At 63.0% G+C, this 26,186-nt stretch carries 22 protein-coding genes (1 of these 22 only partly in view); 2 read left to right on the forward strand and 20 right to left on the reverse strand.

Annotated features, from left to right (window positions below):
• Positions 1-34: 34 nt before the first annotated feature.
• The 5 genes from ACZ9A3_RS24400 to ACZ9A3_RS24420 form a co-directional block, all read right to left on the reverse strand.
• Positions 35-1,054, reverse strand: a complete 1,020-nt coding sequence (locus ACZ9A3_RS24400) for a DUF5924 family protein (protein ID WP_045200627.1) — start codon at positions 1,052-1,054, stop codon at positions 35-37.
• A gap of 72 nt (positions 1,055-1,126) precedes the next feature.
• Positions 1,127-2,503, reverse strand: coding sequence for a M16 family metallopeptidase (locus tag ACZ9A3_RS24405; RefSeq protein WP_195885388.1), 1,377 nt, complete (start codon positions 2,501-2,503; stop codon positions 1,127-1,129).
• A gap of 37 nt (positions 2,504-2,540) precedes the next feature.
• Positions 2,541-4,199 carry a Na/Pi cotransporter family protein gene (locus ACZ9A3_RS24410; RefSeq protein ID WP_093377559.1) on the reverse strand — a complete coding sequence of 553 codons (1,659 nt, stop codon included), beginning with the start codon at positions 4,197-4,199 and terminating at the stop codon, positions 2,541-2,543.
• Between the two features lie 218 nt (positions 4,200-4,417).
• A complete protein-coding gene (locus tag ACZ9A3_RS24415; protein ID WP_045200621.1) occupies positions 4,418-5,185 on the reverse strand; it encodes a TerC family protein in 768 nt (255 codons plus the stop codon).
• A gap of 75 nt (positions 5,186-5,260) precedes the next feature.
• Positions 5,261-6,568, reverse strand: coding sequence for a CitMHS family transporter (locus ACZ9A3_RS24420; RefSeq protein WP_045200619.1), 1,308 nt, complete (start codon positions 6,566-6,568; stop codon positions 5,261-5,263).
• Positions 6,569-6,872: 304 nt separating this feature from the next.
• On the opposite strand from ACZ9A3_RS24420, the gene ACZ9A3_RS24425 reads away from it, so the two are divergent.
• Positions 6,873-7,274, forward strand: a complete 402-nt coding sequence (locus ACZ9A3_RS24425; RefSeq protein WP_093377550.1) for a GFA family protein — start codon at positions 6,873-6,875, stop codon at positions 7,272-7,274.
• A gap of 12 nt (positions 7,275-7,286) precedes the next feature.
• Here the strand turns inward: ACZ9A3_RS24425 and ACZ9A3_RS24430 are convergent, their stop codons facing one another.
• The 15 genes from ACZ9A3_RS24430 to ACZ9A3_RS24500 form a co-directional block, all read right to left on the reverse strand.
• Entirely contained in the window at positions 7,287-8,321 is a 1,035-nt protein-coding gene (locus ACZ9A3_RS24430; protein ID WP_476253210.1) for a hypothetical protein, read from the reverse strand.
• Positions 8,322-8,337: 16 nt separating this feature from the next.
• Positions 8,338-12,021, reverse strand: a complete 3,684-nt coding sequence (locus tag ACZ9A3_RS24435) for a tubulin-like doman-containing protein (RefSeq protein ID WP_213602792.1) — start codon at positions 12,019-12,021, stop codon at positions 8,338-8,340.
• 109 nt (positions 12,022-12,130) lie between these two features.
• Positions 12,131-12,535: a hypothetical protein gene (locus ACZ9A3_RS24440; RefSeq protein ID WP_045200613.1), complete on the reverse strand. Its 405-nt coding sequence runs from the start codon at positions 12,533-12,535 to the stop codon at positions 12,131-12,133.
• Positions 12,536-12,550: 15 nt separating this feature from the next.
• Positions 12,551-14,026: a hypothetical protein gene (locus ACZ9A3_RS24445; RefSeq protein ID WP_195885392.1), complete on the reverse strand. Its 1,476-nt coding sequence runs from the start codon at positions 14,024-14,026 to the stop codon at positions 12,551-12,553.
• Positions 14,014-15,465 carry a hypothetical protein gene (locus ACZ9A3_RS24450; RefSeq protein ID WP_093377535.1) on the reverse strand — a complete coding sequence of 484 codons (1,452 nt, stop codon included), beginning with the start codon at positions 15,463-15,465 and terminating at the stop codon, positions 14,014-14,016. Before ACZ9A3_RS24450 ends, ACZ9A3_RS24445 begins: the two co-directional genes overlap by 13 nt.
• A gap of 186 nt (positions 15,466-15,651) precedes the next feature.
• Positions 15,652-17,610 carry a DUF7844 domain-containing protein gene (locus ACZ9A3_RS24455; protein WP_156160228.1) on the reverse strand — a complete coding sequence of 653 codons (1,959 nt, stop codon included), beginning with the start codon at positions 17,608-17,610 and terminating at the stop codon, positions 15,652-15,654.
• Positions 17,607-17,927 (reverse strand): DUF2388 domain-containing protein, encoded by a 321-nt coding sequence (locus ACZ9A3_RS24460; RefSeq protein ID WP_010222593.1) that lies wholly within the window; start codon positions 17,925-17,927, stop codon positions 17,607-17,609. Before ACZ9A3_RS24460 ends, ACZ9A3_RS24455 begins: the two co-directional genes overlap by 4 nt.
• 27 nt (positions 17,928-17,954) lie before the next feature.
• Positions 17,955-18,248 (reverse strand): DUF2388 domain-containing protein, encoded by a 294-nt coding sequence (locus ACZ9A3_RS24465; protein WP_195885395.1) that lies wholly within the window; start codon positions 18,246-18,248, stop codon positions 17,955-17,957.
• 119 nt (positions 18,249-18,367) lie between these two features.
• Positions 18,368-18,685: a DUF2388 domain-containing protein gene (locus tag ACZ9A3_RS24470; RefSeq protein WP_045200598.1), complete on the reverse strand. Its 318-nt coding sequence runs from the start codon at positions 18,683-18,685 to the stop codon at positions 18,368-18,370.
• Between the two features lie 297 nt (positions 18,686-18,982).
• Entirely contained in the window at positions 18,983-19,198 is a 216-nt protein-coding gene (locus tag ACZ9A3_RS24475; protein WP_010222590.1) for a DUF1127 domain-containing protein, read from the reverse strand.
• A 318-nt stretch (positions 19,199-19,516) separates the two neighbouring features.
• Entirely contained in the window at positions 19,517-21,010 is a 1,494-nt protein-coding gene (locus tag ACZ9A3_RS24480; RefSeq protein ID WP_045200596.1) for an acetyl-CoA hydrolase/transferase family protein, read from the reverse strand.
• 178 nt (positions 21,011-21,188) lie between these two features.
• On the reverse strand, positions 21,189-22,625 hold the full coding sequence (locus tag ACZ9A3_RS24485) for an NAD(P)(+) transhydrogenase (Re/Si-specific) subunit beta (RefSeq protein WP_045200595.1): 1,437 nt from the start codon (positions 22,623-22,625) through the stop codon (positions 21,189-21,191).
• Positions 22,626-22,627: 2 nt separating this feature from the next.
• The gene (locus ACZ9A3_RS24490; protein WP_038997786.1) at positions 22,628-22,960 is read right to left on the reverse strand and encodes an NAD(P) transhydrogenase subunit alpha part 2; all 333 of its coding nucleotides are present in this window, start codon (positions 22,958-22,960) and stop codon (positions 22,628-22,630) included.
• An 11-nt stretch (positions 22,961-22,971) separates the two neighbouring features.
• Entirely contained in the window at positions 22,972-24,093 is a 1,122-nt protein-coding gene (locus ACZ9A3_RS24495; RefSeq protein ID WP_010222584.1) for a Re/Si-specific NAD(P)(+) transhydrogenase subunit alpha, read from the reverse strand.
• 406 nt (positions 24,094-24,499) lie between these two features.
• Positions 24,500-25,426 carry a LysR family transcriptional regulator gene (locus ACZ9A3_RS24500; RefSeq protein ID WP_476253211.1) on the reverse strand — a complete coding sequence of 309 codons (927 nt, stop codon included), beginning with the start codon at positions 25,424-25,426 and terminating at the stop codon, positions 24,500-24,502.
• 160 nt (positions 25,427-25,586) lie between these two features.
• On the opposite strand from ACZ9A3_RS24500, the gene ACZ9A3_RS24505 reads away from it, so the two are divergent.
• On the forward strand, positions 25,587-26,186 hold the 5' portion of the coding sequence (locus ACZ9A3_RS24505; RefSeq protein WP_045200593.1) for an acyl-CoA dehydrogenase. It continues 582 nt past the right edge of the window; only the first 600 of its 1,182 coding nucleotides appear in the window; it begins with the start codon at positions 25,587-25,589; its stop codon lies off the right edge, out of view.

Below are 26,186 nucleotides of genomic sequence, written 5' to 3' on the forward strand. Positions count from 1 at the left end.
TCCGACCAACGGTTCGCAGCCTCAGAGCATAGCGTTACTCGGCCGCGGGTGCTTGACCATCGTCAACCACCTTGAAGCGCAGTACACCGATGACCTGGCCGTCTTCGGTGAGCACCCGCACCTGCCAGCGCCCCACCGGGTTGCCGGGGAAGTTCTGCTTGTGGGTCCAGGCGCGGTAGCCTTCCTTGCGCCCGCCATGGATGTCCAGGGCAATGCGGTCAACCTCTTTGCCCTCGAATTGCCAGACGTGGTAAATCCGCTCGTTCAGCCCGCGTGGGGCGTTGATCGCGGTGAAGGCATAGAGGCCTGCGCGTATTTCACTGGCTTTGATCTGCTCCAGGCTCTTGCCCGGGGTGCGGTTCTCGACCTGGGTGCTGACTGCCACTTCGGTCATCCACAGGGTTGCCGGCGGCACCCAGGAACGCAGCATCCAGCCGCCGGCGCCGACGGCCAGGGTCATCACCACCAGCATGATCCCCCGGCGCCAGTGGCTGATCGGGAAGCTGCTGGCAAGGCTTGGGAACGACAGCAGCATGGCGATGCCCAGGGCCAGCTTGAAGCTCTGCGAGGTGGTCAGGTGGAGGATGATCGGCAGCGCGGTGAGCAACGCGGCAAACAGCGTCAGGGTATGCAGCGCCAGGTACAGCCAGCGCCGCGGCGCCAGCCACTTGTAGTACAGCGGGTCGATGATCGAGATCAGCCCGGCGGCGGCGAGAATGCCGGTGAACACCAGTTGGCCGCTGTTCCAGGTGGTGGTGACGAAGAAAAACGGCAGGACGAAGAACAGGCTTTCCTGGTGAATCATCTGCGTCGCGTAGCGCAGCAGTGGCTGGGGGATTTCGCGTTTGAAGACCTTGGCGAAAACCTTGGTGAAGGTGTTCTCGAGCATCAGCCAGATCCAGCTGATGAGCATGACGATGGCAATCCAGCTGGCCAGGCTTTCCTGGCGATCGACCAGGATGAAGCTGCCGACACCGGAGATGAAACCGCCGAGGGCGATGACCCCGGGGTAGCGCTTGATCAGCTCGATCAAGCGCTGGAGGTAAAGAGGCATGAAGGTGTTCGCAAGGTCAGGTAAAAACCTGCACAGGATACTCTGTAGGAGCGGGCTTGCCCCGCGATGATTTCAGCGCGAACGCCGCCGCCCCCAGATAAGCACCCCGGCCAACAACACCCCCACCGCCAGCGCCACCCAGCCATATAGCTCGTCGTAGCTGAGCAGTGGCTTCTCGATCCGCACATAGCCGGGCTCGGCCAGCAACTGCTGCAGGGCCTGGTTGGCATCTTCCAGGCTGATCCGGCGCAAGGCCCGCGCCGGATCGGCAAAGCGCCCTTCGTCAAAGTCGTTCAAGGCGCCCCAGTAATAGTCGGCCAGGGCGCTATTACCCTGGGTTGACCAGGCTTCGCGGTCGATGGCAGCCTGCTTGATACGCTGGAAGGTTGCCGGGTCCAGGCCGTTTTTGCGCAGGCGCTCGAGCATGGCCGCCAGGGCTTGCTCGGCAGCATCGACATCGGCGCGGTCGAGGTCGGCGTTGAGTACCATCAGCCCGGTATCGCCGAAGCTCTCGCGTTGGCTGAACGGGCCGTAGGAAAACCCGTGCTTGAGCCGCAATTCGTCGTACAGCGCCCAATCCAGGTAGCGCTGCAGCAGGTCCCAGGTCTGGCTGTGGTCGTTGTTCAGCACCGGTTCGAGGAACAGCCAGTGCAGGCGGGCGCTGTCGCCCAGCCAGCCGCGAATCAACTCCCGGCGTGCCTCGGCTTTGTGGGTGACGCCGTCCAGTACCCGGCGCTCGCCTGGTTCGACCGCTGGCAGCTCGCCATAGGTGCGTTCCAGATAAGCCGGCAGCAGGCGGTCGAGGCCGCCAACCACGATCAGGGTCATGTTGTTGGCCGCGTACCAGTGCTGGCGCAGGTCGTTGACCTGCTCCAGGGTCATGTCCTCGATCGACGAACGTTCGGCGCATTTGAGCCCCAACTCCACGGCCAGCTGGTCGCTGGCGCGATGGCCGAGGTCCTGGCGATCGAGCCAGCGCTGCAGGTGCGAGTAATGGCCGCCGTCTTCGCGCTCGACGATGCGCTTGGACAGCTGCAGGGCTTTTTCATCGATCTGGGTGTCGTTGATCACCGCCAGCAGCAGGTCGAGCACTTTGCGCTGGTTGCGTGCCGGCGCCTCGATGACGAAGGTGGTATCGGCGCTGCTGGTATAGGCGTTCCACTCCCCGCCCAGGGCTTGCATGCGCTCTTCCAGGCCGCCCTCACCGCCCTCGTCGATACCGCTGAACAACAGGTGTTCGAGCAGGTGTGGCAGCTCCTGGCGCTCGCAGGGAAAATCATCGAAGCCAACGCCGACCACCAGGCGAATCGACACATGGTTGCGTTCGTAACCTGACTTGAGCACCACCTGCAGACCGTTGGGCAGCAGGTAGCCCTCGACCTGGGAGCGGTCGAGGGCAAAGCCGGGCGCGCAGCCCAGCAGCAGGCAAATGAACATCAGGCAACGCATGGCGAGCTTCCTTGCGGGAGTTCTTGGGGTGTCGCGATCACGGTGAATGAGCGTCGTCCGGCACGCTGTCGAGCAGCAGGCCGCCAGTATCGGCGCCGCCCAATACCACATAGGCACTGCTGCAGAACAAGGAGTTCAATCGTTTCATGTCGGCGATCAGCTCCAGGTGCAACGAACTGGTCTCGATACTTTGCACCACTTTACGTTGCAACCGGCTGACATGGGCATGGGCCAGGCGCCGCTCCTGGGCGCGGAAGCGGCGTTTTTCCCGCAGCAGCTGGCGGGCGCTTTCCGGGTCGGCGCTGAGAAACACCGACAGGCCCAGGCGCAGATTGGCCAGCAACTGGCTGTGCAGGCCGGTCAGTTCTTCCAGGCCCACCTCGGAAAACTCGCGGCGCTGCGAAGTCTTCTGCTGCTGGACCTTGCGCAGCATGCGCTCGATGAGGTCGGCAGCCAGCTTGAGGTTGATCGCCAGCTCAATGATCTCGGCCCAGCGCCGGCTGTCCTGCTCGCTGAGGTCTTCGCGGGGCATTTGCGCCAGGTACAGCTTGATGGCGTTGTACAGCGCCTCGACGTCCTCGCCCAGGCCGCGCATCTGCTGGGTCATGGCGGTCTGGGTACCGCGCAGCACGTTGAGCATGGCATCGAGCATGCTGTCGACCAGGTCGCCCATGCGCAGGGTTTCGCGCACCGCGTTGGCCAGGGCCAGGCTTGGCGTGGTCAGTGCGGTCGCGTCGAGGTGACGCGGACGGGCGCGGCCGTTGGCTTCTTCGCGCTCGGGCAGCAACCATCTGCACAGGCGGCCCATGGGCGTCACCGTCGGCAACAGGATCAGGCAGCGCAGGGTGTTGTAGAGCAGGTGAAAGCCGATCACCAGCTCCTGGGGGCTGAAACTCAGGCTGTCCATCCACGCCACCAGCGGATGCAGCACGGGAATGATCAGCACCAGGCCGATCAGCTTGTACAGCAAGCTGCCCAGTGCCACCTGGCGCCCGGCGGCGTTTTGCATGCTGGTGCTGAGAAAGGCCAGCAGGCCGCTGCCGATGTTGGCGCCAATGACCAGGCCGATGGCCACCGGCAGGCTGATCAGCTCGGCGCCGGCCAGGGTGGCGGTGAGCAGCACGGCGGCAAGGCTGGAGTAGGAAATCAATGCGAACAGGGCGCCGACCAGGGCATCGAGGAGGATATCGCCGGTCAGCGAGGCGAACAGTACCTTCACCCCCTGGGCATGGGTGATCGGCGCCGCCGCTTCGACGATCAGCTGCAGGGCGAGGATGATCAGGCCCAGGCCGATACCGACGCGGCCCAGTTGCCCGGCGCGGGTTTGCTTGCGGGAAAGAAAGAAGATTACCCCGAGAAAGATCAGCAGCGGCGACAGCCATGACAGGTCAAAGGTCAGCACCCGCGCCATCAGCGCGGTACCGACATCGGCGCCGAGCATGATCGCCAGCGCCGGGGTCAGGCCCATCAGGCTCTGGCCGACGAACGAGGTCACCAGCATCGCCGTGGCGTTGCTGCTTTGCACCATCGCCGTCACCAGGATGCCGGCGATAAACGCAAGCGGGCGCTTGGACATGTTCTGGCTCAGTACCCGGCGCAGGTTCGAGCCGTACACCCGCAGGATACCGGTACGCACGATGTGCGTGCCCCAGATCAGCAACGCCACGGCGGAAAGCAGATTGAGCAGGGTCAGCATTGAAAAGGCCCCCTGTTATGCGCCCCAGCGGGGCAAAATGGTTGATGCCGTGAGCCTGTCCTGCTGCCAGGCGGTTTTTCCCAGTGCTCACTTAAGCTGTAGTCGGCCAATGGCCGTGGCGCCAGCATCGCATAGCCACGCCAGCCTTTGAAACAAAACTGTCATGACGCAAGATGAAAAAAGGGCCCTGCGCAGGGCCCTTTTCACCAGCACCGGGATTACTGACCCGGGATGTCCTTGCGAAGTTTCACCGGATCGCTCTGTTGCTTCTTCTTGGCCATGGCTGTGCGCATCTTGATGTTGATCGCCTCGACCGCCAGCGAGAACGCCATGGCGAAGTAGACGTAGCCTTTGGGTACGTGAACGTCGAAGGATTCGGCAATCAGCACGGTCCCGACCACGATCAGGAACGACAGGGCGAGCATCTTCAGCGACGGGTGCTTGTCGATGAAGTTACTGATGGCGCCGGCGCAGAGCATCATCACCAGCACGGCGACGACGATCGCGGCGATCATCACCGGTACGTGGGAAACCATGCCCACCGCGGTAATCACCGAGTCCAGGGAGAAGACGATGTCGATGATGGCGATCTGGATGATGGTGTAGAAGAACTTGCCGCCGGCGCCGCTTGGCTCGTCGCTGGTTTCGTCTTCACCTTCCAGGCCGTGGTAGATCTCCTGGGAGCTTTTCCACAACAGGAACAGGCCGCCGAAGAACAGGATCAGGTCGCGCCCGGAAATACCCTGGCCGAACACCACGAACAGGTCGGCGGTCAGGCGCATGACCCAGGTGATCGACAGCAGCAGGAGGATGCGGGTGACCATGGCCAGCGCCAGGCCGAAGATCCGGGTGCGCTGCTGCATGTGCTTGGGCATGCGGCTGACCAGGATCGAGATCATGATGATGTTGTCGATACCGAGAACGATCTCAAGCGCCGTCAGAGTAAAAAAGGCAACCCAGATCTCTGGGCTGGTCAGCCATTCCATGTGTATTCCTTCGAACGATGTAAGCACAACGCCCCAGGCGATGGGGCGCGGCAGCGGTTAGGTGATTCTGTTGTCTTATAGGCTACTGAACAGGGGGAAAATTCCCATGAGCAGCGCGGCGAGCATTATGCACAGGCAGATCAGCACTGCCCACTTCAGGGTGAAGCGCTGATGATCGCCGAACTCGATGCCGGCCAGGGCCACCAACAGGTAGGTAGAGGGTACCAGCGGGCTGAGCAGATGCACGGGTTGGCCGACGATCGACGCGCGGGCCATTTCCACCGGCGAGATGCCATAGTGGCTGGCCGCTTCCGACAATACCGGCAACACCCCGTAGTAGAAGGCGTCGTTGGACATGAAGAAGGTGAACGGCATGCTTACGACTGCGGTAATCACCGCCAGGTAAGGCCCCAGCGCATCCGGAATGACCGCCAGCAGGCTCTTGGACATGGCGTCGACCATGCCGGTGCCGGAGAGGATGCCGGTGAAGATACCGGCGGCAAAAATCAGCCCGGTCACCGCCAGCACGCTGCCCGAATGGGCGGCGATACGGTCTTTCTGCTGCTGCAGGCACGGATAGTTGACGATCATGGCGATACTGAAGGCGATCATGAACAGCACCGGCAGCGGCAGCAGACCCATGATCAGCGAGACCATCAGCACGGCGGTCAGCGCGCCGTTGAACCACAACAGTTTCGGGCGACGGGCGTCGGGGAACTGCGAAACGCTGATTTCGCTGTGATCGATCTCATCACCAGGCAGGTGCAGTTCACCCAGGCGCGCGCGTTCCCGCTTGCCGTAGGCGTAGGCAATCGCCAACAGGGCGACGACACCAGCGAGCATCGCCGGAATCATCGGTACGAAGATGTCCGAGGGGTCGACATGCAGGGCGCTGGCGGCGCGCGCGGTCGGGCCACCCCAGGGGGTCATGTTCATGATGCCGCCGGCAAGGATGATCAGGCCGGCCATGATCCGTGGGCTCATGCCCAGGCGGCTGTACAGCGGCAGCATGGCGGCCACGCAGATCATGTAAGTGGTGGCGCCGTCGCCATCCAGCGACACCACCAGGGCCAGCACGGCAGTGCCGACCGAGACTTTCAGCGGGTCGCCCTTGACCAGCTTGAGGATCTTGCGCACGGCCGGGTCAAACAGGCCGGAGTCGATCATCAGGGCGAAATACAGGATCGCGAACATCAGCATGACCCCGGTCGGCGCCAGTTTGCTGATGCCTTCGAGCATCATCGGGCCGATCTTGGCGGAAAAACCACCGAACAGGGCGAACAGGATCGGTACCAGGATCAGCGCGATCAAGGCCGACAGGCGCTTGGTCATGATCAGGTACATGAAGGTGATGACCATGGCAAAGCCGAGGAAGGTCAGCATGGGAGTACTCCAGGCGTAGCGCGGCGAAGGAAGAACGATTCGGGCGGATCAGCGCACAGGGCGCAGCGCGTGGAATAACGGAGGGATTGCTGCAGGGAGGCGGGCGTAGGAAAGCATCAGTATCACCATTGTTGTTGTTAATTGGGCCGGGCGCCGCATGCAACGAACGGGGCCCTGGCTGACCGGTCTTGTGCCGGTAGTGGTGGCAATCCTAAGGTGGGAAGCTTTCAGCCAGCTTTCGCTGGCCCAAAGCCGACGAGAGGTGCATTGTTGGTTATCAGCCTGTAGGCAACAGGAGGGAGCGATGAGTGATACGTACGAAGGCGGCTGCCATTGCGGCGCCCTGCGCTACCGGATTCAAGGTCCGTTGACGGATGTTGCCCACTGCCATTGCTCGGTGTGCCGACGGGTCAGTGGTGGTTTGCTGATCACCTGGCTGACGGTGAGTTGCGAGGATTTCCAATGGTTGAGCGGTACGCCGCAGCGCTACGACTCGTCTGCCAGTTGCGTGCGCTATTTCTGCAGCCGGTGCGGGGCGCATGTGGCGCTGACCACCGATCTGAGCCCGCAGAGCATCGATGTTACCGTGACCACTCTCGACCAGCCGCAGCTGGCGGCACCGAACCGACATATCTGGATCGATAGCCGCCTACCCTGGTTGCACCTGGACGAGCATCTGCCCGGCGAGCCCGGGGAGACGCTCTAGGCTTTCAGCGGCTTACTCGATGATCACCCCGCCCAGGCCCTTGGGAGTGTTGAACGACTGACCGCGCAGCTGTTCGGCCTGGCGCAGGATGATCTGCGCCTGACGGTTGCCCGGATCCTGGCTGAGCACCCGGTTGGCCAGTGAGCGCGCGGTGGCGCCGTCGCGGCGGGCCAGGGCACTACGCGCCTGGCTCAGCTGCTGGCCCACCAACCCGGCGTTGGCTGCCGGCGCCACCGGTCGTTGCACCGGCCGGGCAACAGGTGCCACCCGCGGCTGTACTGGCGGTGCCGAGCGCGCCTGCTGCTCCAGTTGTTGCTGGCGTTTGGCAAGCTGGGTCTGTTCGTCATGAAGCTGTTGCTCCTTGGCCGCCAGCTCACGGGCTTGCTGCTCGCGCTGCGCCTGTTCGGCTGCTGCCTTGCGCGTTGCTGCAGCGCTTGCGGCAGCGGCGGCGGCCTGGGCTTGGGCCTGCTGATCGCGTTGCTGACCCTCTAGCCCGGCCTGTGCGCGTTGCAGCAAGCTGATGGCGCGCGGGTCCTTGCTTTCGATACGCAGGGCGCTTTCGGCCTTTTCCAGTGCGCAGTTGTACTGGTTCAGTCGCAGGCAGCCCTGCCCTGCGGCCAGTTCTGCCTCGAACTGCTGCAAGGCCTTGCGAGCGTTCATCTGATAGGCCGCATAACCACCCACCGCAACCAGCACGGCGATGGCCAGCGCGGCCTGGCGCGCGACATTGCGTGGTTTGCTCACCTGGGCCACGACCGGCGCTTGCGGCGGCGCGGTGGCTGCCACGGCGCGCTCGATCTCGGCGCTGGAGATGGTCACTTGCCGTGGCGGCTCGGGCGCTTTGGCCACCGGTGCTGGGGCTGTCGGCGTTTCGCTCGCGACAACGACCGCTGCCACGGCTGCCGGAGCGGCAACCGGTGCGCTGGTCACCACCTGGCTGCTGGCACCGCAATATGGACAGAACAGCACCGGGCCACACAGGGCCTTGCCACACTCGCCATTGGCGCAGTTGAGGGGGAAGGCCGGTTTTTTCGCAGATGCGGACATAGGGCTCAGGCCTTCCTCAGTTCACAGGCGGTGGCGCCATCGGCGCGACGGGCGGTGGCGTGCCTACCGGCGGCGCCGCAGCAGGGGCCGGAGCAAACAGATGGGCAAGTTCGAGGATCTGCCCGGCGCTCAGCCAGGCGGCCATGCCTTCGCGCCACAGCAGGCTGTCGCGGGTGATCTGGCCGGTTTGCACATACTGTTGCAGCTGGCTGCTGGTGTACGGGCCGTAGTTGCTGCCAGCCACGCTCAGGTGATAGCTGAACTGCGGCGTAGCCACCGGTGGCGGCGCGATACCGGCAACACCTGGCGGTGGCGCAGCCATGCCCGGCATCGGTGCCGGTGCGGCGCTGGCGGCCGGCTGGAACAGCGCGTCGAGCCAGCCGCTGCTGAAGCACTCCTTGCGCAGGGTGCGTTTTTCGCTGTGCTCGTCATGCACTTCGTCGCGATAGACGTCGGCGCGTGAGCCGTTGACCGGTTCGGCGAATTGCTCCAGCAGCGCTCGCGCCTGCTCTACCAGGCGTTCTGCGGTATCCGGGGCCTGGCGCTTGAGGCGGTTGTCGTACTCGTTCTTCAGCAGCTCAGCGATCTTGTACGGGAAGGTCTGGTACAGCGACGACACCCCAAGCTCGTTCTGGCGCATCTGCGGCTTGTAGGCGCCGCGGCGCAGGTCTTCGAACAGCGCGACCATGGCCGCCAGCTGCTGCGGGCTGCGCAGTTGCTCGTAACGCTGGCGCAACTGGTCCTCGATGTCTTTGCGTTGCACCTGGTTCAGACCGTTCTGACGGATCGCGAACTCGTCACCGATGCTGAAGTAGTCCTGGTCGATCATCAGCTCGTAACGTTCCGACGGGTTGCGCCGCAACACCCCAACGGCCACCGCGTGCAGGTACAGCTTGAAGTCTTCGGCGAACTGGCGGTACTGCTCCTGGGTGAACTGGATCGGCTGTACGAACTGGCTGATACGCTTGTGGCTGTGCAGCGGAATCGTCGTGCTTTCCTTGCGGTAGCTGGCCAGGTAGGTCGGCAGCGGGGTCAGGGCCGGCAGCGGGAAGCCGCTCAGCTCAGTGAAGCAGATCAGCTTGCCCGGGGTGCCGGACTCGACGAACTGGATCTGCCCGGCAGTCATGCCGGTGCCCTGCGGCAGGCACTGGGCGAGCATGGCGCCGTAGGTGCGCTTGAATTCGTTGGCATCCTGCACGCCCACCAGGCAGGTGTAGCGGTCCTTGACGATGCCGAAGCCGCCGGTGAGGTTCAGCGGCGCCCAAGGCATGGCCCGTTGCAGTAGCTGGCGGAATTTTTCCCGCTGTTCGTCCGGGGTCAGCGCGGCCAGGGCGCTGAGCAGCGGGTCGATGCCCTGGTTTTGCTTGGGCAACTGCTGCACGGCCTTGCTGCGCAGTTTGCCCAGCAATTCTTCCTGGCCCTCTTCGTCCTGCAGTTTGCCGAACAGCACCTTGGAGCCGCCAAAGTCCTTGAAAGCGTCTTTGGCCCACTCGCGCACCTGGGCGCCATCGACGACCTGTTCCTCGCTGCTTTGCACCAGCGCCAGCGGGATCAGGGTGGCGTGTTTTTCCTTGATGCTGGCGTCGATCTTGCTGATATCGGTTTCGATCCGGCGCAACAGCTGGTCAACCGCATTGCGTCCGTCCTGCAGGCGGCCAACGAAGCCGTTCCATACTGCACGGCCGCTGTGGTCGACCGACTCCTTGCGGCCCAGCCACTCGGACAGCTCGCGCAGCAGTTGCGCCGCTTCACGGGCAGCGACATGGCGCACGTAGAACAGCAGGCTGTCGCGCAAGGTGTCCTTGACCTGGGTGAGTACGGTCTCGGCCTGTTTGTCCTTGCCGCTCAGGCGGGCCATCAGGCCGCCGCCGGTGGTTTCCTTGAGGCGTTCGAACTCGCGGGCCAGCTCCGAGGACTCCAGCTTCTCGGCCAGTTCCTTGAAGCGCGCGGCGTTCTTTTCCAGCGCCGGGATGATCCCGCTGCCTTCGTTTTCGAGGCGGTCCTTGAGCATCTCGACCAGCGCCAGGGTGTAATCCAGGCCGCCACGCTCATCGTCGTCCAGGCGCCGGAAGAGTTTTTCCGGCAGGGCGTCTTCGCGTACCAGTTCGGCCAGGCGGCGCTGGCGGTTTTCCTTGATGCGCACTTCGTGGTTGCGCTCGGCGCTGTCGATGTTGCTGCCCTTGGTGTCGCGCTCCAGCTGCTGCTGGATTTCACGCACGTGGGTCAGCCACTGGTCCTTGTCGGCGCCGCCATTTTGCAGGCGCTCGAAGAGCATCTCGACCTTTTGCTCGATCTGCGCGGTGACGCTGTTGTCGCCCTCGACCAGCAGCAGGTCGTCAGCCACCTGATAGTGGGTGAACTCACCGGTGGCCAGGGTCAGCTCGACCTTGGAAAGGAAGTCCGGCAGCTCGGTGAAGGTGCGCGCAGTGACGTTCAGTTGCTCGCGCAGAAAGTCATCGCGCTCGCGGTCGGTTGGCCGGTTGTCGTTGGCGGCGGCGTTGGCGATGCCGAAGAAGGCCTTGAGCATCTGCTGCACCTGACGGCTCAGGCGCACGTTCTGCCGTGCATCGATCTGGGTGTCGAGCACCGCCTGGCCCAGCGCGGAGTACGAGCACGGGAAGCGCAGCTCGGTATCGTCGCCGTAGTCCTGCGGCAGGCGCACGGTGTAGGAGCGGATCTTGTGCTGGTTCTGGTTGACCGCGATCGAGCGCTTCTTGTTGGCGAAGTCCTGGGAGGTGAAGTCGGTGAACAGCACGTCCGACAGCATCTCGTAGATGTCTTCCTGGTCACTGGTCTTGGCCTGGGCGACGTTGCTGTTGTCGACGATGTAGACGTCGTCGTACGGACGGCTGTCGATGAACAGGTTGTCGGTTGCGTCCCAGTGCTTGACCAGGCGGTTGCCGCGCATGCTGGTTTCCAGCTCCATCAGTGCTGCGTAGCCGTTGGCCTGCACGCGCTCGGTGTTGAAGGCATGGAAGCCGCCGGGGAGGACGAAGAACAGGTCGACCTTGCCGGCAATGTTGTTCTCCTTGAGGATCGCCTTGGCCAGGTAACCCATGTCGAGGAACGAGCCGGAACCGGTGCCGCCGGCGGCCGAACCGCTGATGACGATGCGGATCTTGCCCGGGTCGATTTCCAGGCCGAGCTTTTTCAGCTTGTCGGCATGGCCACCGATGTTGGCCAGCAGGCGGTTGACCTTGTCGCGCAGCTTGTCGCGGATCACCGGGTACTTGTCGTAGAAGTACAGGCGCGACAGCGCGCGGATCTGCCCGGCACCCTTGGACGGGTCGATACCCAGGGCGCGAATCTTGTCCGGAGTCAGCGGGAACCACTCGGCCACTTCCCGGTGGCGGTTGAGCTCGTCCATCGAGTGGGTGTATTTGCTCAGGTTGAGCGGCTCGATGATCTTTTCTTCGGAAGTGAAGGCGACCTGCTCGGCGAGCACGTCGGTCTTGATCGACTTGCCGTCCTGAGTGACTTCGCCGGCATCCAGGTCGAAGTTGACGAACTGTACCAGGGGGAAATCGGCAATCTGCTGAACCTGGTTGTTGCCGCCCCAGATCGCATTGAGAATGCGCCGGCGCAGGCGAATGTTCACCTTCATGCCGGTACCGCCCAGGGCGATGAACAGCGTCGGGTGGATCTTCTCGCTGACCGCGTTCAGCGCCGCTGGGCCGGAAGGTTGTGCATTCTCGTTCATCTTCAAACTCCATGAGCCCTGGCTGGGCTGGCCGAGTCAGCTCGGCGTACTAAATCCATCATCGGTTGAAGCGTCAGGCCTGGCCTGACGCGGGCGCAGCAAGCCTGGCTCAGCGTTTGGCCGAGAAGGTCATCAGCCAGGCCACCAGCGAAATGCCGGCCACGCCAGCCAGTGGCGCCAGGTACAGCGGGGTCAGGAACTGCCCGGAGTTGATCACCGCTAGCACCGCCATGGCCGAAACCAGCAGCAGGCCGAGGAACAGGAACCAGCCAGAGGCGTTGGCACGGCTTGGCGCCACGCGCTCACGCACGCGCCAGTTGGCGTAGGCGTTCTTGATCACGAAGAAGATCAACGCCAGCACCACCAACACGGCCACGCCGACCAGGGCATCGCGGCTGTCGACTTTTTTCGGGCCCAGGTCCAGCACTGGCGTCGGCACGCTCAGGGTGGAGGTGCTGGTGGCCGGAGCGGCTTCGTTTTCTACTGGGGCTGGCAGGGAGCTGGTTTGGGTCATGACAGGGTCCTAAGGTTATTTGAGGCGCACGGCGACGTCGGCGGCGAGCTTTTCAAGGGTGGCGCCGAACAGGCCGCGCTTTACCGTCGCGACTTTGTTCTGCCGGGCGTCGTAGACGCTGGCGCTGCTGAACGGCTTGAGCGGGTACTGCTGGGCCACGCCTTCGACCATGACCGTGACCGGCTTCTTGCCGCCGACCAGGCTCTTGGCCAGCAGCAGGCCGAACAAGGCGAACACGAACAGGGCCAGCAACAGCAGCACCGGGCCCAGCGGGTAGCTGATCTGCAACACGATCGGCAGGCGGGTAGCCGAGGCGCTGGCCTCGCTGGAGGGCAGGAACACGTCCGGCAAGGCATCGTTGGGGAACAGTTCGTTCATGCGCTCGATGAACTGCTGGGAAATCTGCAACTGCTGTTCGCTCAGGCGCACTTCGATGGCGCCGGCACGCTGGTAGCCGCTGGACAGCAGCACTTCGCTGGACCACTGCGAAGGCAGCGGTGGCAATTGCAGGCTGATCGACAGCTCTTCGGAGCGGGCGCCTGGCTCGAGGTTTTCGATGCGGTCCAGGGAGATCGACGACTGCAGGGCTTCGCCCGGCATATCGAGGCTCATCGCGACCTTGGCTGAGTGGATCTGGTAGGGGTTGAACTGGTTCTCGAAGCGGCCTAGCAGCACCGCGGTTTTCGGCGAGCCGTCGACATCGATGTTGAGCACCACGGTTTGCTGGTCGGGTGCGAGCTCGGCGCTGACGTCCGGGGTGTCTTTTACCCCGGTCGGAATAAAGCGCACGGCCGCCTGGGTCAGTGGCTTGAGGCGCACCCCGGCGTCTTTGAGCAGTGTTGCCAGGGCCGGCTGGGCCAGCACCTGCTCGAGCGCGGCACCGGCGTTGGCGCCATAGGCCAGGGCGTAGATCATCAGGCCGTTAGCCTCGAAATTGCTGCTTTTGACCGGCATCTTCTGCGGGAAGGCGGCGATGCGGCTGATCACTGCTTCCTTGTGCAGCAGGTCGTAGAACTCGCGGTTCTTGAGCTGGGTTTCGTTGCTGTTGTTGGGGCTGTTCTTGTTGTTGGTGACGATCCAGATGATGCCTTCGCGCCCTTCCAGGCCGGTGTTGATCGCCGCCAGCAAGGCTTCCTTGAAATCGGTATCGGCATAGGCGCCGCTGGCCTTGCGGGCCAGGCTCAGGGCATTGACGCTGTCGGCGAGCTTGGCGTGGGTGCCTGGCCCGCGGTAGGTCCATTGCGGCGAGGGGTGGCTGCTGTCGGCCTGGTTGAAGGCACCAATTACCACTTCGCCGCTGCCGGCGGCGCTGGCCGCCAGTTGCGTGACCAGCGGTTTGAAGCCCGAGGCCGGGTCGAGGTAGAACGGCTCCATCCAGCCGGAGTTCTGTACCAGCAACACCTGGCGCAGTGGCGCCGCATGGGCGCTTATGCAGACCAGGCTCAGGACGAGCAGCAGGCTGTGGCGTAGCAGGCGGTTCAGGCGTTCCATCGGTAAAGCGCTCCAGTCGAATCGATGTACAGCCACAGGGCGTTGTCGTAGCAGAACCACTGCGCGTTCCACGGTTGCGCCACCTTCAGCAGCAGGCTCAAGGCCGGCTGGCCGATGCGCTCAAGGCAGTACTCGGTCTCGACGGGCTGCTCATTGCCGAAGAACTGCTGCAGGCTCGAGGGCCAGCGCACCCGGCACGACAGCAGGTGCGGGTTGTCGCTGAACTCGATGAACGGGTACACCACTTCGCGGTCGGCGGGGTTGTTGTCGACGTCGTGTTCACCCCACGGGGCGTCCAGGCGCACGTTGAACATGTAGTTCAGCTGCCCGGTGCTCAGGCGCGAGCCTTTGACTTCCTTGCGCTCGTCGGAGTCCAGGCGCAGGCAGTACTGCTCGCTGCCTTCGAACAGTTGCTGCCAGATGCCGTAGCCATTGACGAACGGCGGGCCATATTCGGGGCGCGCCTGGGCGCCGGGCGGCCAGCTCAGCCATTGGGCTTCGAGGCTTTCACCGAGCTTGACGCTCAAGTAGCCGTGGGCGCCGATCCACAGCAGGCGCCGCGAGGCCGGGTCGCGCAGCGGCGCCGAGAGATTGTGCAGGTGTTGCGGATTGGCCAGGGCAATCGGGTGTGCGAGCCACTGATCATTCTGGCGGGCGACCACGCAGAAGCTGCCATCGGGCATCTGTTGGGGAATCAGCACCTGCTCTTCAAGTTCGCCGGGGGCGGCGATAGCGCGGCCAGGGCAGCGCTCCAGGTGGTAGCGGCCAGCGAGCGGATCGACGCGCACTTCGGTGGCGCCTTCATCACAGGCTAGCAGCAGGCATTGCTGGCTGCCCTGCTCGCGCAGGCTCACGCCCCAGGCCCAGCTTTGCAGGCTGCAGCGACCGATCGGGGTGCTGTGCGGCAGCACTCCGACCCATTCTTCGGCCTTGCGCTGCCAGCGGAACAGGCTGCCATCGCGCGCCAGCGCAAACAGCGCTTCGCGATGGCCGCCGAGGTTAGCGACGAGGAAATTCAAACCGTTGCTGCGCGGCAACTGGTCGAACTTGCGCGCGGCATTGAGGTTGCGCGGGCTGGCGCGATCAAGGCGCTGGTACACGGCGGCGACAGTCTGCTCGGCAGCATCGAGCTTGCAACTGCCCTCCACCACCCGCCGGCCGCTACCGTTGCCATAAGGTGGCAACCAGCGCTGCTGGGGAGCGTAACGAACAGGTTCAAGGGGCGCGCCGGTCTGCGGGCAATGGCGGAAGCTGGCCGGCAGCCAGGACTGCCCGTCAGGCGCCTGCTGCGCCCCGACGAGGAAATCCAGGTCAGGCTGATCGCCTTCCAGCGCCTTGCCAGCGACGTGGGTCAGGGAGAACCTGCCGTGGGCATCCTGCAACCAGCGTTGCCCATCCAGCGACCACTCGTACTCGCGGTCGTCTCCGACTACGTCCATATAATCCCACCATGCCAACGGTCGTTCGTGCGCAGCCCTGCCCTTCACAGCCAGGCTGTCACGTCGATAGAAAGAGATTTTGCGAGAGGCCCCGAAGCGAGGCCTTCATCTAGCAAAATGGCATCAAAACGCCATTTTTATAGCGGCGAAATAGTGGCACAGACAGTTACAAAGTCAACCACCGGCTCAGGGCAATTGCAGCCCGCCTGCGGCTTTGTGCAATGCGCGCAGGTGCTCGCCGACCTGCTTGATGTTGGCCTCGACCGCTTTGATTTGCGCGGCGCGGTCCGGGCCGAGCAAGGCCCGCACCTCTTTGTCGAGGTCGGCACTGAGGGTTTGCAGCTGTTTTTGCCGCTGGCGGGTTTCGCTCAGCAGTTTCTCGCGCTCGCTGGCCTGGGGCAGACCGTAGCCGCTGCTGCCCAGCAGTTCGGCCGGGCGGCTGAGAAAGCCGCTGTTGGCGAGAATCTGCTGCAGGGTGTTGTTGGCCTTGCCGACGCTGGCGTCGTTGCGTTCGCGCCCGCTCAGGTAGCGCTGCTTGACCTCGTCCTGGGCCAGCAGCAATTGGCGGCGCAGGCTGGCTTGTTCAAGCAGCAGCAAGGCTGCGCTGGTACGCAGGTCGGCCTGGGCAAACCACTGCTGGCGCTGCTCGGCCGATTGCTCGAGCCAGGCTTCGACGCTGTCCTGCTTGATCGGCAGTTGTTTTTTCAGCACCAGGAACATGGCCTGGTAGCGGTCACGGTAGGAGTCGAAGCGGTAACCCAGGCGCAGCGCCTCGCGTGGGTCGTCGAGCACGCTGACATCTGCCAGGCCGCGACCTTCGAGCACTTCGAGCAAGCCATTGGGGACGATGCTGTCCAGGTCATTCAGGCGCGGGTTGGCAGTACCGCTGCGCAACAGCTTGAGGGTTTCGACCGCACAGTTGTTTGACAGGAAATAATAGTTGCCGTCGTAGCTCCAGTGCATCTCGGCAGCCTGGCGCACCAGGCTTTCCAGCTCGTCGCGGTTGAGCTTGAGCGGAATCGAGGCCAGGCTGCGCAGTTCGGTCTTGGTGTACTCGTCGATCACCTGCGCCAGTGGCAAGACGAACAGCCGCGACGGATAGGCGCCGGTCAAGCCGTCCCAGCTCGACAGCTGCACGTCGTTGACGAACGCCCGGTACGACAGCACCAGGTGCTGGTCCAGGTCCAGGCGGCAGTCCGGCCCGCGTGGGCGCCCGGGGGCGCAGATGACCAGGCGCAACATGCTGTGGCCCCAACGGCTGACCCAGTTCTGATTGGCTTCGGCCAGCAGGTAATCCACCGCGTAGACGCGCTCGGGGTCGATCTCGCCCAGCGGCGATTTGGCAAAGTCGTTGCCGGCATTGAGGAACGGCAAGGCGCCCGGGCACGCTGGATGTTCGGGTGCCCAATCGAAATGGGCTTTCAGGTAGGCCTGCAAGGCCGGGCGGCGGCAGGCAAAGCTTGGGTCAAGGAGGAAGTACTCCATGTTGACCGCAATGAATTCCTTGGGGCTGCTCAGCTCATAACTGTCGGGGCTGCGCGCCACCTGGCGGTTGTGCTGCTCGCGCTCGCCACGGCGGCCGACATATTGCGGCCAGCCGGCCAGGTCGAGCAGTCGCGGATCGTCGCTGAGGGTAAAGCGGCGTTCGGTCTGGCCGCGGCACTGCTCAGGCAGGCCGATTTTGCCCTGGCTGTTCTGCTGTCGGGTGCAACGGGTGATCAGCTGTCGCTCGGCACCCTGCCACAAACGGGCGCGATCATAGATGTGGGTCAGCTCATGCAGGACGGTGGCCAGCAACTCCTGGCGCACGGTGCCGTGGGGGCGGCCGGTCTTCTGGGTGGCAGCGCTGCCATCGGCAAGGCCCGGCAGCAGGCGGCTGTTGAGCTCCAGGGTGGAAACCAGCGACGCCTGGCCATAGGCATCGGCCGGCATACGGCTGCTCCAGCTGACCTGGATACGTCGGTCAAGGCGAGTCTTGAAGCTCGGTGGCAGGGCCTGCAGGGCTTCATCCAGCAATGCCTGGCTGGCCCGCTGTTGCTGCGGGCTCATGCCATCGGCCTGCAGCACCAACTGCAGGTCGGCCAGTGCCGGGCTGCCGCACAGTATCAGCAGGCAGCCCAGCAGCCAGGCACGCATTGGCTTCACAGGGCGAGAATGGCTTCAGCCAGCACCTGGTCGCTGGCCTGGCGCGCTTCTGGCACACGCTGGCGCAGGGTATCGAAGGCGGCTTCGAGTTGCGCACCACGGATCTCGCCACGGCTGGCGACGTAGCTGGCGGCATCATCGCGGGCTTCGCGCACGACTTTCGAGTCGCGAATCGAGGTGGTGGTGTCGGAGGTGAAGTCGATCGAGCGGCCAAAGGCGCGAACGATGATGTTGCTGGTGGCCACCAGGGTTTGTGCCTGGGCCACATCGGCCAACAGCAGAAGGCCAAGGGTGGCGGCAATCAGCGGGTTACGCATGGAGCATCTCCGGGAGAACAGAAGTAATCATTGGACGAGAATTGCCTGTGCCAGTTCAAGGTCGCTGGCATGAAGTTCCGGGTTGGCCTGGCGCAACTGCTGCAGTGCTGCCTCAAGGCGCGCGCCCCGCCATCGGCCATCGCTGGCGACAAAAGCGGCGGCATCGTCATGGGCGGCCAGCAGCAGTTTGCGATCGAAGGGCACCGACGTCACTTTGCTGGTGACGTAACCACTGACGACAAGGTTGTTGGTGGTCAGGTCCAGCGCCTGGGCGGCGCTGCTCCAGCACACCACGAGCAACAGCAATGACAGATAACGCATGGGTCTCGAACGGCAGCTGAATCAGGCGGCAAAGGCTATCCCAATGCGCCGGTGAGGACCAGCGCAGAGGGCCCGGCTTAGTTGCACGTTGTTACATGCACGGCCGGGAACGAGCGGCTTCAGAGCGCCAGGATGGCCTGTGCCAGTTGCGCGTCGCTGGCCTGCAGGCTTGGGGTCTGCTGGCGAATGTGGGCGAAAGCGCTCTCCAGTTTCGCGCCGCGGATGTCACCGTGGCTGGCAACGAAGCTGGCAGCGTCGTCACGGGCGGCCTGGACGATCTTGTCGTCACGGAACGAGGACGACACATCGGAGGTGGCATCGGTGGAGGCGGCAACACCACGAACGACGGTATCGGTGGTGACGACGAAGCTGGTGGCGTTGGCAGTCGAAGCCAGGGCCAGCAGCAGCGCGGCGCCAAACAAGCGTGAATGGAACATGGTCGATCTCCTGGATAGGCTTTTGGTGGTTCTTATGTCAGACGCACGCTCAGCTTGTTGCGCTACTTTTTACCAAGCTGGGTACGTTAAGGGTATCACGCGGGTGTAATCCGCGGCTTGGACCGGATCGTAGCAAGATTTATCAACTGTACCTGTCAATTTAATTAAATTAAAAATTGTACTGGTATGTTGTTCAGCCGCTCTATTCCGGGCCTTTAAACGACAAAACCCGTCAGCAGTCACCTGCGACGGGTTTTGGGGAATTCGTGGTGCCGGCCTTGGCCGGCGAGCCCTGCATTAACGCCAGAAAGGCTTGCTCAGCTCTTCGTAGCGTTGTGCTTCGCTGATACCGGCATCAGCCAGCAGACGCGAGTCCAGGCGAGCCAGTTGGTGGCGGCTGGCAATGCGGCGTTGCCACAGCATCAGGTTGGCCAGCAGGCGCAGTGGCAGCGAGGCCTTGGATTGTTCGGCGGTGTTTTCGAAAACCAGATCGGAACTGAGGGTACGTTCCATGATGTCATCCTTCCGCTTGTGGCGGCATTAGGTAGTGATTTAACTGATGCCAATGATCCTCCTCTGTCGTCCATAACAGTAGATACAGTTCACCTACATTGTGATGGGCCAGTTAACTGTTTTAGACGACTGTTGCACTCGGAATAGGCGCAACTGTACTGGTCAGCACTGAAATGGTGCATTTTTGATCAGAGAGGGGACAAGAGGATGAAAAATGGCGGTGAAATCACCGGTACAGTAGAACAGTTTTTGTCTGGATAAATAAATCAGTTACCCGACCGGTTGGCATTGCGCACAACCGGCCGGTCACTGTGCAGGTCAGCCGGCGAGCATGCGCCCGGTTTCTTCCAGGTTTTCGTGCCAGGCCAGGGCTTCGCGCAGGATGTGCGGGGTGTGGCCGCCGCGTTCGCAGGCGCGGGTGAAGTAGTCGTTCAGCGCCTCGCGGTAATCCGGGTGCACACAGTTGTCGATGATCACCCGCGCACGCTCGCGTGGCGCCAGGCCGCGCAGGTCAGCCAGGCCCTGCTCGGTGACGAGGATATCGACGTCGTGCTCGGTATGGTCGACGTGGCTGACCATCGGCACCACGCTGGAAATCGCCCCGCCCTTGGCAATCGACTTGGTGACGAAGATCGCCAGGTGCGCGTTGCGGGCGAAGTCGCCCGAGCCACCGATGCCGTTCATCATCCGCGTGCCGCAGACGTGGGTGGAGTTGACGTTGCCGTACAGGTCGAATTCAAGCGCGGTGTTAATGCCGATGATGCCCAGGCGGCGGACCACTTCAGGGTGGTTGGAGATTTCCTGCGGGCGCAGGACCAGTTTGTCCTTATAGCGCTCCAGGTTACCGAAGACGTCGGCGTTGCGGCGGGTCGACAGGGTGATCGAGCTGCCCGAGGCGAAGCTCAGCTTGCCGGCGTCGATCAGGTCGAAGGTCGAGTCCTGGAGTACTTCGGAGTACATGGTCAGGTCTTCGAACGGCGAGTCGATCAGGCCGCACATCACCGCGTTGGCGATACTGCCGATACCGGCTTGCAGCGGGCCGAGCTTGTTGGTCATGCGCCCGGCGTCGACTTCCTGCTTGAGGAAGTTGATCAGGTGGTTGGCGATGCCTTGGGTTTCGTCGTCTGGCGGCAGTACGGTGGACGGCGAGTCCGGCTGCTCGGTGATGACGATGCCGACGATCTTGGCCGGGTCGATCGGGATTGCGGTGCTGCCGATGCGGTCATCGACTTTTACCAGCGGGATCGGCGTACGGGTCGGACGATAGGTCGGGATATAGATGTCGTGCAGGCCTTCCAGGTTGGCGTTGTGCGCCAGGTTGATCTCGACGATCACCTGTTTGGCGAAAATCGCGAAGCTGGCCGAGTTGCCCACCGAGGTAGTCGGCACGATGTGGCCCTGTTCGGTGATGGCGACCGCTTCAATCACCGCGATGTCCGGCAACTTGAGCTGCTGGTTGCGTAGCTGCTCGACGGTTTCCGACAGGTGCTGGTCAATGAACATGACCTCGCCGGCGTTGATCGCCTTGCGCAGGGTGCTGTCGACCTGGAACGGCATGCGCCGGGCCAGCACGCCGGCCTCAGTCAGTTGCTTGTCGAGGTCGTTGCCCAGGCTTGCGCCGGTCATCAGGCTGATTTTCAGTGGCGACTGCTTGGCGCGTTCGGCCAGTGCATGGGGCACCGCCTTGGCTTCACCGGCGCGGGTAAAACCGCTCATGCCGACGGTCATGCCGTCCTCGATCAGGCCAGCGGCATCAGCCGCACTCATTACCTTGCTGTGCAGGGAGGACAAGCGGATACGATCACGGTACATGGATTGTTATCTCGGGCTACTAAAGCTAGATGCGCAGTCTAGTGTTTTCGCCTGGCTTCGTCCCGCGACCAAGGTCGAATGCGAAGCCCTGAAATAGAGCCTTCTGTCGGCTGGCCGGGCATGAAAAAGCCCCAGCCGGTACCGCGCTGGGGCTATTTGTCACAGCAGTTTGAACGGCTTATTCGACCGCTTTGACCATGTCTTCGATGACCTTCTTGGCGTCGCCGAAGACCATCATGGTCTTGTCCAGGTAGAACAGCTCGTTATCCAGGCCGGCGTAGCCGCTGGCCATCGAGCGCTTGTTGACGATGATGGTCTTGGCCTTGAACGCCTCGAGGATCGGCATGCCGGCAATTGGCGACTTCGGATCGTTCTTCGCCGCCGGGTTGACCACGTCGTTGGCGCCCAGCACCAGCACCACGTCGGCCTGGCCGAACTCGGAGTTGATGTCGTCCATCTCGAACACCTGGTCGTATGGCACTTCGGCTTCGGCCAGCAGTACGTTCATGTGCCCGGGCATGCGCCCCGCCACCGGGTGGATCGCGTACTTCACGGTCACGCCGTTGTGGGTCAGCTTCTCGGTCAGCTCTTTCAGCGCGTGTTGGGCACGGGCCACCGCCAGGCCGTAGCCGGGGACGATGATCACGGTGTCAGCGTTGCTGAGCAGGAAGGTGGCGTCGTCGGCCGAGCCGGATTTCACCGGACGGGCTTCCTTGGCACCGGCCGGGCCGGCCGCTTCTGTCGCGCCGCCGAAACCGCCGAGGATCACGTTGAAGAACGAACGGTTCATCGCTTTGCACATGATGTACGAGAGGATCGCACCAGACGAACCGACCAGGGAGCCAGCGATGATCAGCATTGAGTTGTTCAGCGAGAAGCCGATACCGGCTGCCGCCCAGCCCGAGTAGCTGTTGAGCATCGACACCACCACCGGCATGTCGGCGCCGCCAATCGGGATGATGATCAGAACGCCCATGACGAACGCCAGGATCAGCATCAGGGCGAAAGCGCTGTAGCTGCCGGTGAAGGTGAACACCAGGCCCAGGCCAATGGTGGCAAGGCCCAGGACCAGGTTCAGCTTGTGCTGGCCGCTGAACTGTACCGGTGCGCCCTGGAACAGGCGGAACTTGTACTTGCCCGAGAGCTTGCCGAAGGCAATGACCGAACCTGAGAAGGTGATCGCACCAATGGCGGCGCCGAGGAATAGCTCAAGGCGGTTACCGGTAGGGATCGGGTCGCTGATGCTGGCAACGATGCCCAGCGATTGCGGCTCGACCACCGCGGCAATGGCGATGAACACCGCGGCCAGGCCGATCATGCTGTGCATGAAGGCGACCAGTTCGGGCATCTTGGTCATTTCAACGCGCTTGGCCATGATCGAGCCGGCGGTACCACCGATCAGCAGACCGACAATCACGTAGCCGATGCCATCGGTGGCCAGCTCTGCGCCCAGCTTATAGATGAGGCCGACGGTGGTGATCACCGCCAGGGCCATGCCGAGCATGCCGAACAGGTTGCCGCGCCGCGAGGTGGTCGGGTGCGACAGGCCCTTGAGTGCCTGGATGAAGCACACCGAGGCGACAAGGTAGAGAAGTGTTACCAGGTTCATGCTCATGTTTACTTCTGCCCCTCTTGCTTCGCTGCGCCCTTGCCTGGGGCTTTCTTCTTGAACATCTCCAGCATGCGCCGGGTGACGAGGAAACCGCCGAATACGTTGACCGCTGCCAGGGCCACCGCGAGGGTGCCCATGGTTTTGCCCAGCGGCGTGACGGTCAGCGCGGCAGCCAGCATGGCGCCGACGATGACGATGGCGGAGATGGCGTTGGTGACCGCCATCAACGGCGTGTGCAGTGCCGGGGTGACGTTCCAGACCACGTGGTAACCGACATAGATCGCCAGCACGAAGATGATCAGGTTATAGACGCCGTGAGAGATCAGCATGTCTTCCATTGTCTGGCTCCTTATCCGTTCTTGCGGATGACCTGGCCGTCGCGGCACATCAGGCACGCGGCGACGATGTCGTCTTCGAGGTTGATCGTCAGCGCGCCGTCCTTGTCGAACAGCAGCTTCATAAAGTCGAGCAGGTTGCGTGCATACAGCGCCGAGGCGTCCGCGCCGACCTGCGCTGGCAGGTTGGTCGGGCCGACGATGGTCACGCCCTGCTCCACCACCACCTGGTCGGCGACGGTCAGCGGGCAGTTGCCACCCTGGGCTGCGGCGAGGTCGATGACCACCGAGCCGGGTTTCATCTGCGCCACGGTCTCGGCGCTGAGCAAGGTCGGAGCCTTGCGGCCAGGGATCAGTGCGGTGGTAATGACGATATCGGCCTGCTTGGCGCGCTCGTGCACCGCCAGGGCCTGACGCTGCATCCAGCTGGCCGGCATGGGTCGGGCGTAGCCGCCGACACCTTCGGCGCACTCGCGCTCTTCATCGGTCTCGTAAGGGACATCGATGAACTTGGCGCCCAGCGACTCGATCTGCTCCTTCACCGCCGGACGCACGTCCGAGGCTTCGATCACCGCACCCAGGCGCTTGGCTGTGGCGATAGCCTGCAGCCCGGCTACACCGGCACCGAGGATCAGCACGCGCGCGGCCTTAACAGTACCGGCAGCGGTCATCAGCATCGGCATGAAGCGCGGATAGTGGTGAGCCGCCAGCAACACTGCCTTGTAACCGGCAATGTTGGCCTGCGACGACAACACATCGAGGCTTTGCGCCCGCGAGGTACGCGGCGCCGCTTCAAGGGCAAAGGCGGTGATGCCGCGCTCGGCCATCTTGGCGATGGTTTCGTTGTTGAACGGATTGAGCATACCCACCAGCACGGTGCCGCTCTTGATCTGGGCCAGTTCGCTATCGTCAGGGGCTACAACCTTGAGAACCAGCTGAGCTCCAAACGCATCGGCAGCGCTGCCAATAGTGGCGCCTGCTGCTTCATAGGCACTGTCCGGAACGCTGGCATTGATGCCGGCGCCGCTCTGGACGGTGACCTGATGCCCCTGGCCAATCAGTTTCTTGATGGTTTCCGGGGTTGCAGCAACCCGTGTTTCGCCCGTCTGCGTTTCGAGAGGAACACCAATGTGCACGTCATTTCTCCTGCGTGATCTTTTGTTGGTAAACCAGCGCACTGCGGATGGTGCGCTGGGGCGGCCGATCAGCACGATCCCGCCGAATCCAGGCGGGGCGCGGCATTTTGCAGGTGATTCCTGAATCGCTTCAACCAGTTTTGAAGGGTGACGGCAATCAAACTACAAGTCACCCTGTGACCGAATGTCGCAATAACAGGCCTGGAGCCCGCCAAGCGCGGGCTTCAGGGAGATTACGGCAAAATTCGAAAATTTTCCGCCGAATTTGCTGAATGCCTGGCTGAAAGCGCGATTTATGCTGTGAAGGCCGCATAAACAGCAGGGTTAAGGGCTTTTAAGGGGGTGCCTGAAACAGTTGGCCTAAATGCGACATTTCCTTATATCTGTAGGGTTTCAGTTTTATTGACTACGGGGTCAGGTTGTAGCTGTCATCCTTATGGGCTGCGACGTAGCGGCCCGCCTCCCCTACCAGCCAATCGCGGAAAGCGCGCAGCGAAGCCGACTCCACCTTGCGCTCAGGGATCATCAGGTAATACGCCTTGATGCTCGACAGCGCATGCGGGCTGGCCACCACCAGGCGCCCTTCTGCCAGTTCGCGCTGGATCAGGAAGGGTGGAATCAGTGCCACGCCCATCTCGTGCATGGCCGCCTGTGCCAACATCGAGAATAGCTCATAGCGTGGGCCGGTCATGTCACGAGCGACGTTCATTTCCAGGCTGTTGAACCACTGGCGCCAGGCGTAGGGCCGGGTGGTCTGCTGCAGCAGCGGCAACTGGGCGATCTGCGCGGGGCTCAGTTGCCGGTTAGCGGCCAGCAATGCCGGGCTGCACACCGGCACCGGGTTCTCGCCCATCAGCCGGTGGGACTCGGTTCCCGACCAGTCGGCATCGCCGAAGTAGATCGCCGCGTCGAAGCTGGTATCGGCAAACAGGAATGGCCGGGTGCGGTTGGTCAGGTTGACCGTGACTTCCGGGTGGCGCTGCTGGAAGTCCTTGAGCCGGGGTAGCAGCCATTGGGTGCCGAAGGTCGGCACCACTGCCAGTTCGATGACGTTGGCGCCCTGCTGGCCCATCACCGATAAGGTGTCACGTTCTACTGCATCGAGCTGGGTGGCGACCCGGCGGCTATAGGAAAGCCCGGCCTCGGTCAGCTTCACCCCGCGGCGCGAGCGGCGAAACAGTTCGACATTGAGAAACTCCTCCAGCCCGGCGATTTGCCGACATACGGCGCCCTGGGTCAGGGACAGCTCCTGGGAAGCCTTGGTAAAGCTCTCGTGGCGGGCGGCGGCCTCGAAGCAGATCAGGGCCGCTGTGCTGGGGATCTTGCGCCGCATGTACATCAACCTCACTAATATGGCGTAAAGATGGCCTTTGCGGCCATTACGAAGTGAGAAATTATCACAAGAGCATGCGCAATCCTCGTTTGTCTCGTCGCTTGAACGGGCCTAGGATCAATGCACAACAACTCTGGTCCCATTTCTCGAGGATTCGCTCATGGCCGGTAAAGCAAGCTTCAACTGGATCGACCCGCTGTTGCTCGACCAACAGCTCACTGAAGAAGAGCGCATGGTGCGTGACAGCGCTTATCAGTTCGCCCAGGACAAGCTGGCCCCGCGCGTGCTGGAGGCCTTCCGTCACGAGCAGACCGACCCTGCGATCTTCCGCGAGATGGGCGAAGTCGGCCTGCTGGGCGCAACCATTCCCGAGCAGTACGGCGGCAGTGGCCTGAACTACGTGTGCTACGGCCTGATTGCCCGGGAAGTGGAGCGTATCGACTCCGGCTACCGCTCGATGATGAGCGTGCAGTCCTCGCTGGTCATGGTGCCGATCAACGAATTCGGTACTGAGGCGACCAAGCAGAAGTACCTGCCCAAGCTCGCCAGCGGTGAATGGATCGGCTGCTTCGGCCTGACCGAGCCAGACCATGGCTCCGACCCGGGCTCGATGATCACCCGCGCCAAGAAGGTCGACGGTGGCTATCGCCTGAGCGGCAGCAAGATGTGGATCACCAACAGCCCGATCGCTGACGTGTTCGTGGTCTGGGCCAAGGATGATGCCGGCGACATCCGAGGTTTTGTCCTGGAAAAAGGCTGG

Source organism: Pseudomonas sp. TE4620 (genome assembly GCF_056279045.1).

Coding starts and splice junctions, on each gene's coding strand:
- ACZ9A3_RS24400 (WP_045200627.1), bottom strand. CDS start 1,054: ATGCCTCTTTACCTCCAGCGCTTGATCGAGCTGATCAAGCGCTACCCC.
- ACZ9A3_RS24405 (WP_195885388.1), bottom strand. CDS start 2,503: ATGCGTTGCCTGATGTTCATTTGCCTGCTGCTGGGCTGCGCGCCCGGC.
- ACZ9A3_RS24410 (WP_093377559.1), bottom strand. CDS start 4,199: ATGCTGACCCTGCTCAATCTGCTTTCCGCCGTGGCGTTGCTGATCTGG.
- ACZ9A3_RS24415 (WP_045200621.1), bottom strand. CDS start 5,185: ATGGAATGGCTGACCAGCCCAGAGATCTGGGTTGCCTTTTTTACTCTG.
- ACZ9A3_RS24420 (WP_045200619.1), bottom strand. CDS start 6,568: ATGCTGACCTTCCTCGGCTTTGCCATGGTCATCACCTTCATGTACCTG.
- ACZ9A3_RS24425 (WP_093377550.1), top strand. CDS start 6,873: ATGAGTGATACGTACGAAGGCGGCTGCCATTGCGGCGCCCTGCGCTAC.
- ACZ9A3_RS24430 (WP_476253210.1), bottom strand. CDS start 8,321: ATGTCCGCATCTGCGAAAAAACCGGCCTTCCCCCTCAACTGCGCCAAT.
- ACZ9A3_RS24435 (WP_213602792.1), bottom strand. CDS start 12,021: ATGAACGAGAATGCACAACCTTCCGGCCCAGCGGCGCTGAACGCGGTC.
- ACZ9A3_RS24440 (WP_045200613.1), bottom strand. CDS start 12,535: ATGACCCAAACCAGCTCCCTGCCAGCCCCAGTAGAAAACGAAGCCGCT.
- ACZ9A3_RS24445 (WP_195885392.1), bottom strand. CDS start 14,026: ATGGAACGCCTGAACCGCCTGCTACGCCACAGCCTGCTGCTCGTCCTG.
- ACZ9A3_RS24450 (WP_093377535.1), bottom strand. CDS start 15,465: ATGGACGTAGTCGGAGACGACCGCGAGTACGAGTGGTCGCTGGATGGG.
- ACZ9A3_RS24460 (WP_010222593.1), bottom strand. CDS start 17,927: ATGCGTAACCCGCTGATTGCCGCCACCCTTGGCCTTCTGCTGTTGGCC.
- ACZ9A3_RS24465 (WP_195885395.1), bottom strand. CDS start 18,248: ATGCGTTATCTGTCATTGCTGTTGCTCGTGGTGTGCTGGAGCAGCGCC.
- ACZ9A3_RS24470 (WP_045200598.1), bottom strand. CDS start 18,685: ATGTTCCATTCACGCTTGTTTGGCGCCGCGCTGCTGCTGGCCCTGGCT.
- ACZ9A3_RS24475 (WP_010222590.1), bottom strand. CDS start 19,198: ATGGAACGTACCCTCAGTTCCGATCTGGTTTTCGAAAACACCGCCGAA.
- ACZ9A3_RS24480 (WP_045200596.1), bottom strand. CDS start 21,010: ATGTACCGTGATCGTATCCGCTTGTCCTCCCTGCACAGCAAGGTAATG.
- ACZ9A3_RS24485 (WP_045200595.1), bottom strand. CDS start 22,625: ATGAGCATGAACCTGGTAACACTTCTCTACCTTGTCGCCTCGGTGTGC.
- ACZ9A3_RS24490 (WP_038997786.1), bottom strand. CDS start 22,960: ATGGAAGACATGCTGATCTCTCACGGCGTCTATAACCTGATCATCTTC.
- ACZ9A3_RS24500 (WP_476253211.1), bottom strand. CDS start 25,426: ATGCGGCGCAAGATCCCCAGCACAGCGGCCCTGATCTGCTTCGAGGCC.